The following is a 9,174-nucleotide window of genomic DNA, read 5'->3' on the forward strand; positions in this document are numbered from 1 at the left end:
GAATACATAGCCACTGTAATTATCAAAGTCCAAATCAATATGAAAAAAGTTATGTAAAGATTAATTGAATTAGTAAAGAAATCTCAGTTTGACTGGTACTTTTTCTTGACGTAGTACCATGAACTCTATAACATATCCTTCGAAAGAGTACTTAACTGTTCAAATATTTCTTACCTAAGTTCTGTACAGACACTCTTCAAGAAGAATACAGATGATGACAGTACAGATCAGCTTGTATCATTTGTCTATCCTGATTTCTCTGGAAGACTGTCAGATGATAATGATAGAGGAGATAAAAAAGGAATACTTTATGGTTCATATCTTGAAGGTATGTTTATTCATGATATCTATGGTGAAAAGTCCACTGTATATAGTTCATATCAAGCTAATCATGATAACTTCCTTAACACAAAAAGACCAAGAATACTTCATGTATCCACTCATGGTGATTATCTAGATAATGAACATATGGAACCTATGGATAGAGGTATCCTATGCTTATCAGGTTATAACGTTGATGAAAATAATTCTGGTTATATCAGTGCCAGAGAAATACAGTATATGGACTTAAAAGGAACAGAACTTGCTGTATTATCAGCTTGTAACACAGGCCTAGGGGAGAATATAAGTGGTGAAGGTATCTATGGTATCAGACGCGCGTTTGAGCTTGCAGGATGCCAGACATTGCTACTTACTGTAGAAGAAGTAGATGACTTTAACTCGGCAATATTCATGAAAGTATTCTATGAGAGATATAACGAGATAAATAATATCTATCAATCCTTTAAGGATACCAAAGAATACTTAAAAGAACATGGCTTAAAAGAACTCAAAGAATTGAAAGATGTCTTTGAGAAAGAAATGAAGAACAAAATAAACGGTCATATGGTATATACAAGAAATCTCAAAGAACTCAATAAAAGAATTGAGGAAAGTGAAAAGAGAGGACAAATAGTCAGAAAGAAGAATGGAGAATATGTAGTTGAAGACTGGAATGAATTTATTATTCAGGGAAAGATAGAGAATTCATAGTATTAGAAATAAATCAGAAAGGTGAAGACTTATCTGCCAAAGATAAAGTGATCACCTTTTTTTCTGTTTACTATTATGTTAAGTATCTAAAGTTATCTCTTTTTGTTTGAGTTACTCTTAAATGAGACTTTGATATATATGGTCTACTAAACCATAATCAATCGCCTTTTTTGCATCCATATGATAATCTCTATCACAATCTTTCGCAATTGTCTCAATACTTGCACCACAATTATGTGCAAGTATTGTATATAAGTTATTATTGATTTCTTCTATATGTTGAGCACGTCTAAGAATATCTGTAGTTTGCCCTGAGAAGTCAGCTAGAGCTTGATGAATCATCATTCCAGCATTTTGCCCAATATAACGTTTCCCTTTTGTACCAGATGATGCTATCACTGCAGCCATAGAGGCAGCCTGACCCATTACAATTGTTTTAATATCACATTCAACACTATTCATAGTATCTAAAATCGCAAATCCTGCAGTGACAGAGCCACCAGGAGACATAATCCAAAGAGTGATATCTTCATCACTTACTGCAGCTAAATGATTAATTTGACAACAGATTTCTGCAGCCAATGAATCTGTAATCTCTTCTGTAATGTAGATGACTCTTCTAGAAAATTCTTCTGATACACAGTCAGAAGCCATATAACCTGTAGAAGTAGTAATTCTTGTTGTTGGTGATTTCATATTTTATTCCTCCTCATCATCAGATGAATCAAGTACTTCATTGAAAAAATGATCAATATAAGTTATTTTAGATTCTTCAGCAATCTTTGTATCTGTTTTCTCTTCTTTAAAATCATCGTAAAAAGGAAGAGGTATATCACGATCCAATATACTTTCAATAAATGTAGATGGTGAATAGATCTTAACCTCTGGTGGATTTATATCATATGAAGGTACTTTATATTTTTTATTGTCATAGATATAAATACTTGGTAATATCGTAGAATATTTTATTCCTTTTGAGATATTGATATAGATTGCTTCTTTGTAATTCCATTCTTTTTTAAGCATCATAAGATCTGTTAAACTACATAATGGTTTTTCTATACCATCAGGAGTAATATTTGTATTTCCTAATTTTGCTTCCAAGTTATTGAGTAATTCCAGTTCAGTAGAGCCAAGATACAATGTAGATGTACAGTTAGAAAGGAGTTTTTCTGGATTTTGATATCTTTCATTTAGAAGTGCTAAACTTTGTACACAAAGGTAATACCTTATATTTCTACTACGATGTGTTGCTAATGCTTTATCCATATTTGGAATTGGTATTGAGGCAAACTCATCTAAGACAAAATTAATACGAGTTTTTAAATGACCATCTTTAGAGTGATAAGCCTTATCAATTAAGAAACTCTGAATCTGACTTATAATGATTCCAACAATTGGATCAGCTGTAGATGTTGTATCATCAGTTACAATAAATAAAGCAGTCTTTGGTTTGAGTAAATCATCTAATTCAAATGTGTTGTGAGATAACATTCTAGATAACTTAGGATTTTGATTAAAGACCCCAAAACAACCAGCTGCTGAAACCAAAATACATCTAAGTGTATTTTCTGGAGAAGATAATATTTGCATAAGAGAGCTTTTTATCATATTATCAGGCATAGCACTTAAAAAAGAGGATTCAATATACTTAGCACAATCAAGAGTATTAAAATCAGACCAGTTTAAAACATTAATCTGTTCTATATTTGGATAAGATTCAAACATTAATGCTCCAGTAGCATTCATATACATGCGGGATGTATCACTCCAGAAAACATCTTTTGTGATTTTACGTTGATCTTCCGATAAGGTATTAACTATATTTGAAAGTAAAGACAGACCTTGGTCTTTATTACCGTTTCTATATATTTGAGCAGCATATTTCAAAATATTAAAGCAATCCTTATCCATAGAGCGAAAATCTATACAAAACACTTTATATCCATCCTCACGGAGCATGCCTGCAGTTAAATTATATAATTCACCTTTTGGATCAGTTATAATCATATTTTCAGGTGTATTAGATCGACCAAGAGTATAGATAAGAGGAGTAAAACAAGAAAGACTCTTCATCATACCACTTGAAGCAATAATTGCTGTATGTCCATCATCAGAATCAATATATGCAGTTTTACCATCAGATATAATTGGAATGCCACCTTTTTCAATCTTACTCTTCTTATTAAAAGATACTTTGGTAAGATGTTTTTTTACCTCTTCTGTTTCACTCCAATAAGAAACAGGCTTTTTATATACATAACCAGCATAACTAGCTTCGTGCTTCTTCATGTTTTTCTTCTTCCTTTCTTAATTTGAATAAATGACATAGCTCATCTAATTCATTTTTACCTAACATATAACGAATTATAGAATCTGGATTAGATATCAACCTATCAATTAATTCCATAGTTATACACTTATTTGAATACCATGAAATACTTGTAATCAATTGAGAAATAACTTCTTCTTTAAAATCATGATTTAATAGTTCAACAAATAAGCTTTTTACATCATCACTACAGTTAATTCCTTTTCCTGCACATATTGAATTTACGATTTTAATTTTTTCTTTCTCTTTTCTTTCCTCGATAACTTTACATGAAATATTGTCACTAACAAAGAAATGAAGAACTTTACTGACTAGCTCATTGGCTGATTTTTGATTCTTATTATCAATCAGAAAGATATACTTCCATCTATCATTCATATCTAAAAGAAAATAGAGTATTATTTTAAAATAATGATCATCAGCATGACTTAAATAATTACTTAAATTGATAATAATATAACCCTTAAATTCATTTCTATGTCCTGCACATTCAGCAGCTAATCCTTGGAGACGTTTTAATTCGGTAAATTGCTTTTCAAAGGGTTCTGTATAACGTAGTTCAAATACAAATGAATCCCGTTCACCTTCAAAAAAATCTGAATGTTTATCTTTATACTCATCAACAATACATTGAATACTCTCTTGTTGTTCATAGGGTTTACCTAGAAGAACATAGTTTTCTGAATAATAATTCTTTCTTGAAGTACTCATAGATATATTCCTCCTTAAATTGAAACTTATGTAAAATATTTATGGTTCGTACTTTGTTATCACCACGTTCACTTATAACGTATTGTCTTTTATTTTTCCCTTCTTTTGAAAATAATATTTCTTATCAAAGAAAGGTGGATGGACTAACCATCCACCTATAATCATAAATAATTATGCTTCAGACACAGAAGTTAATTGTTTTGTGGTAGTGAATACCATATTTGCTTATTATCTTCACCTAACTCATAAATTGACACTGGTGATCGTCTTAAATTAAGGAGGTCTTCAGTAAATAGAATTGGATCTTCATCATTATAGACATTAGAGTCTTTCAATAAGTTGAGTATTTTCACATTATGTTCATATGATTCACCACAAATGATTAACTGAGGATAAACTATATCATGGTGAAAATTGGAAATAAGATAATCTTGGTTGTGAATTAATTGATAATAGCGGTTTACTTTGTCAAGAATCTTCAAATAACCTTCTTCTGTATCTCGAACAACGTCATATGCTAGAACAGAGTTTTGATCAATACGAACATAGACTGGTGTACGAATAAGAATGTTTCCTACACTACCCTCAACAATTGGACGCATTGTTTCCATCACACCGAAACGTTCCATTACTATATTGCTCATAAGAAGATTAAGAATGATTTGATTTCCAACTAATATTCTTTTTATACGACAAGGGTCATCACTTTTTGAAATTCCAGTAAACTGTATCCCTTTATGGAAATCAATACCATTTTTACTTAATAGAAAACCTAAGTAATTAAGCTCGTAATACATTATCCCTTTCACGCATCCTGGCTGTAGTAACATACTCTCTTGAATTACACGATATTTCATTAACTTAAGAAGATGTTTTCGGAGATTTTCTCTTTTTACATCTAAACCTCTTAATGTAATGTATTCAAAAATTTGTAATGAAGTTAAATATTTGGAAGCTGCAATTGTTTCTACAATTGTAATATCTTCTTCATCTAATAAAATACGGAGTTCTTGTAATGTTGTTGTACGAGATTGTACATATGAACGTTTGATTTCTTCATTCTCTGCAACATTAAAAATAGTATGTGCAGGTATTGGCATTTCTTCTAGTTCAGGTGTTATTCTTGAATAAGTGTTTGGGTCATTCAACTTAGTATATTTCATTTGTGTGTCCTCCTCTATAAGTCATTCTCAAGCATTGTGAAAATCTTTTTACGTAAACTATCGTTTTTTAAGTTTACACAATAGTATTCACAAAAATATTCTATTGATTCAATCTGTTCATTAGAGAGATGATTATTAATCATCATCAATCTCTTAGGAATAACGTGGTATTTACAACCAATATTGTAAAATTTATCGAATTCATTGAAATTATTACCAGACTTAATCTCAATTAGATAGATATGACCATCAGATGGACTTTCTATAATTAAATCGAATTCTTGTTGGATGCTACCATTTCCTGTTTTAATAATAGTATTAGAATAAAGATTGAATCTCTTTGAATACTTGTTTTCAAATTCACAAAGAATATCTTTTACCATTTTTCGGCATGCAATTTCCATGTATATTCCATCGATGAATTTCTGTGCTTTTGGACTATAAGTTAATTTTCCATAAAGAACATCACAATTTTCACAGTAATATACACCTGAGAAAACACCTTGTAAGTTTTCAAATAACTTGATGATTTCTCCCTTTTTCTCTAAAGGAATATGATCCATAGTTAGATGAAATGTATCTTTTTTTGAAGCGTATAGTGATCTTAATTCTCTTAGATAATCTTTGATATAATCATCTAAATCAACCATTTGACATGCAAGAGATTCTACTACATGAGGAACTAAGTTTTTCTCTTCTGAATGTTCAATTTTTATATTCTGACGCCCATTTGTAAGTACATTGTTTACAATGTTCATATCACCAGTGGTCACTGGCTTTAATGCTGCTGCTTTAATCATAATTAAGTCTCCTTCTTATTTTTATTTCTTTCATCGATTAAAGTGAACCAATTGGATTACTTCACACACTAATCTTCAAAATCCATACTTCTTAGATAGAAAATCATCTAAAGAGATTCTATTATTTATATCATTTCTTCTTAGTTGATATTTCATTGCTATCACCTCCGTCACCTATAACTTATCCTGTTTTCATTTTCCCTTTATTAGGACATCCTTTTATGAAATTCTATTAACTAAATAAAAAGAGGATAGATGGATCATAATTTATCCATATTATCCTCATATCAAATTCTTAGTATTATTAATTTACTTCTTTTGATTCTGAAATTTCTTCTTCTGATTCTGGAATTTCTTCTTTTAATTCTGGAAACAACGTCGCTAACTGCTCTACAAAATCACTACTATTGTCAATTGTTTGATCTTTAAAATACTCGATACACTCATCAAACATATCTTTATCATAAGTTAATTCTTTTCTTAAATATTCATTAACAGCACGACAATAAATATCTATCTTTAATAGAACTACATGTTTAGTTATTAATATTTCGTCATAACATTGTTGTCTCACAACATCAATAAGATCACTGTATAAATTTATTTTAGATAAACACTTAGATATTTTCTTCTGTCTAGATTGAGTTACATTCCAATATCTGCTTAACTGACGAGAAAGTGTCGTTAAATATTTATCTCGTTTGATATAATATTCATATGTTTTATCGTGGTAAAGTTTAATATTCTCAGCTATATACTTATCAAATAAATATTTCTGCTGGTTGGAATAATCTTCCACTTTTACAGACTCATAAAATAATGCATTAATAGTTCCGTGTAAATAAGTGATAAATAAAGGATGATTTAATCCTTTGAATTTTATACTTTTCATCACTTCCATTTTTGTTTCCTCGCTTTTTAATTTATAGTTATCCATAACCTTTAATGATTCATAAATCATTGTTATCACCTCCGTCATCTATAACTTATTCCTATTTACTTTTCCCTATTTTTTAATTATTTCTATTCGATAATAAAAATAGAAGGAGGTGTAACACGTAATATAGGTTCATATACCATTAAAGGAATATCAACTTATATATTTGAACTAGATAGGATAACTGTGCATACTAAACCACATAAGCATTGTAATTAACCTCTTCTGTAGGATATATGGAAAGGCTATAACGCTTAGAGTAGTAAATACTATCTATTCGTTATAGCCTCCTTCCATATGTAACCCTACTTATTAAAACATTAACTCTGTAGATAACTTATTCATTTGTTTTATTATCATTAGGTAGAGCTTTATCTTTATGCAATGATGAGTGGTAATTACAAATCAATAATCCTAATCCCATAGTATCAATACATAATGACAAATTATTTGAGAAAGGAAGATTAAAAGGAATCATAATTCCAAAACTGTATAATGTTCCAAATATCACTCTTAATGCTAGTCCACACCATACAGCCTTACATAAGACATAATAATCATTAGAAATACCACGTTTTCCTAATAAGCGATAAGTACTGCACAAGAATACAAAAAGAGTAATGATAATCGCTATAACCATTATCCATCCACCTTGACATAAGCCACTTAGAATATAAGTATTTCTATCTACTAAGAATTGTGTAATATTTTGATTCTTAAGTAATTGAGAAGATGGGCCAACTAATAGACCACCATTAAAAATCATCTTTACATAATTTATACTTGTATTCAAATAAGTAGAAAGGTGAAGAATATATCGTATTCCTTGATTAAAACGGCTTGTTAAAGCGAACACCCAGAAATATACATAGCCTATCATAAAGATACTTATTTTTTTCTTACTCCATTTTTTCCAAATATATTTTCTGATTGCAGCTACCACAGTTAGTATTTCAATTATTGCTAATTCAAGACACCAGCTGTTTGGTAATGCCATCAATAAAAGATAAGATGCTAAGGTTATTATAAGAATCTGCATAATTACAGAAGAACCATAGTTATTGTCAAAATTCTTTTCTTTTAACCCTTTAAAAATCAAGTTAAACCATAAAGGAACAATCAAATATGTCACAATCGGAAACATATAAAATTTGCTAATTCTGAGTGATCCAATTTGAATATATTTTTCAAAAAAAACATCAAAATAGTTAGGGGACTGCAGTTGCATCAGACAACAAAAGAGAATTATAAATGCTAAATTAGCAATCAATTCCATGGAATAATCTAGATAGCTTAATTCTTTATCGTCTGTTGATTCTTCTAACACTTCAGTTCTTGGTTTAAAAATTTTCCAGCAGATAAATGTAGCACCCATAGCTGCACCTGCAAAAAGAACATAAACAAATAAAATCATTATGAAATTTGCTTTATAATGCAATAGAGCATTTAATGTAGAGAGAACTATAAATATAACCCAACATACAAGGGATATTATAATAGGTAAGAAACGTTTCATTTTTTTAAACTCCTTCTTTGTAATAAATCGATGGATTGTCCATCTTTTTTAACAGTGATATACACTTTGTATGATTACAATCGAACAGTTGATATCACCTCATATTATGATTTTCGAAATCAATATATCTTAAATAGAAAATCATCATCATTTCTTTTTGATTGATATTTCATTGTCATCACCTCCGTCATCTATAACTTATCCTGATATCTTTTTCCCATTTTTATACAGCACATAAAATGGATGATCGCATTCCATTAATCAAATTTGAAATACAAAAGAGGATAGCTGGTTTTCAGTCAACCAAACAATCCTCATATAGGAAAAATAAAAGATAAAATTATTATCAGCATATATCATTTATATTAGAATTTCTTGAGAAATATTTTATAATAAAAAAGGAGGGGATACGATTATGGATACAACACCAAAATTTTATTATCTTAGAGAAGATGGTCCTATAACAGGTGATATTGAACCATTAAATTTAAACGATCGAGATATAAAAATAGTTTGCGATGAAGTTATTGCTAAATATAACGAACTAGAATCTAACAAATTTAATGAGTATTCCGCTAATGGAAGACCACTCGTTACAGTAGAGAAGTCCACTCAATACGCTGGACAAGTCCGCCTCACCAAAAAATTGAATACGGTTGGAAGTCCACAATTAATTTGAAAAA

Annotated in this window: 9 protein-coding genes; 2 read left to right on the forward strand and 7 right to left on the reverse strand. The window is 29.8% G+C overall.

Annotation, left to right across the window (positions count from 1 at the left end):
- Nucleotides 1-330: 330 nt before the first annotated feature.
- A complete protein-coding gene (locus tag H8909_RS11765; protein WP_369409832.1) occupies nucleotides 331-1,032 on the forward strand; it encodes a CHAT domain-containing protein in 702 nt (233 codons plus the stop codon).
- A 117-nt stretch (nucleotides 1,033-1,149) separates the two neighbouring features.
- Here H8909_RS11765 and H8909_RS11770 read toward each other — a convergent pair whose 3' ends face one another.
- From H8909_RS11770 to H8909_RS11800, 7 genes are all read right to left on the reverse strand, one after another.
- On the reverse strand, nucleotides 1,150-1,728 hold the full coding sequence (locus H8909_RS11770) for a ClpP family protease (RefSeq protein WP_187012973.1): 579 nt from the start codon (nucleotides 1,726-1,728) through the stop codon (nucleotides 1,150-1,152).
- 3 nt (nucleotides 1,729-1,731) lie between these two features.
- Nucleotides 1,732-3,324 (reverse strand): type IV secretory system conjugative DNA transfer family protein, encoded by a 1,593-nt coding sequence (locus H8909_RS11775; RefSeq protein WP_187012974.1) that lies wholly within the window; start codon nucleotides 3,322-3,324, stop codon nucleotides 1,732-1,734.
- Entirely contained in the window at nucleotides 3,305-4,075 is a 771-nt protein-coding gene (locus H8909_RS11780; protein WP_187012975.1) for a hypothetical protein, read from the reverse strand. The genes H8909_RS11775 and H8909_RS11780 overlap by 20 nt, the downstream gene beginning before the upstream one ends.
- Before the next feature lie 191 nt (nucleotides 4,076-4,266).
- Nucleotides 4,267-5,238, reverse strand: coding sequence for a hypothetical protein (locus H8909_RS11785; protein WP_187012976.1), 972 nt, complete (start codon nucleotides 5,236-5,238; stop codon nucleotides 4,267-4,269).
- A 14-nt stretch (nucleotides 5,239-5,252) separates the two neighbouring features.
- Complete coding sequence (locus H8909_RS11790; protein ID WP_187012977.1) at nucleotides 5,253-6,038, reverse strand: hypothetical protein; 786 nt, start codon at nucleotides 6,036-6,038, stop codon at nucleotides 5,253-5,255.
- Nucleotides 6,039-6,342: 304 nt separating this feature from the next.
- Nucleotides 6,343-7,017 (reverse strand): hypothetical protein, encoded by a 675-nt coding sequence (locus H8909_RS11795; protein ID WP_187012978.1) that lies wholly within the window; start codon nucleotides 7,015-7,017, stop codon nucleotides 6,343-6,345.
- A gap of 295 nt (nucleotides 7,018-7,312) precedes the next feature.
- Nucleotides 7,313-8,491: a hypothetical protein gene (locus H8909_RS11800; RefSeq protein WP_187012979.1), complete on the reverse strand. Its 1,179-nt coding sequence runs from the start codon at nucleotides 8,489-8,491 to the stop codon at nucleotides 7,313-7,315.
- Between the two features lie 415 nt (nucleotides 8,492-8,906).
- On the opposite strand from H8909_RS11800, the gene H8909_RS11805 reads away from it, so the two are divergent.
- Entirely contained in the window at nucleotides 8,907-9,170 is a 264-nt protein-coding gene (locus tag H8909_RS11805; protein WP_187012980.1) for a hypothetical protein, read from the forward strand.
- The last annotated feature ends 4 nt before the right edge of the window (nucleotides 9,171-9,174 follow it).

The organism is Catenibacterium faecis (assembly GCF_014306455.1).
Taxonomy (GTDB): domain Bacteria; phylum Bacillota_I; class Bacilli_A; order Erysipelotrichales; family Coprobacillaceae; genus Catenibacterium; species Catenibacterium mitsuoka_A.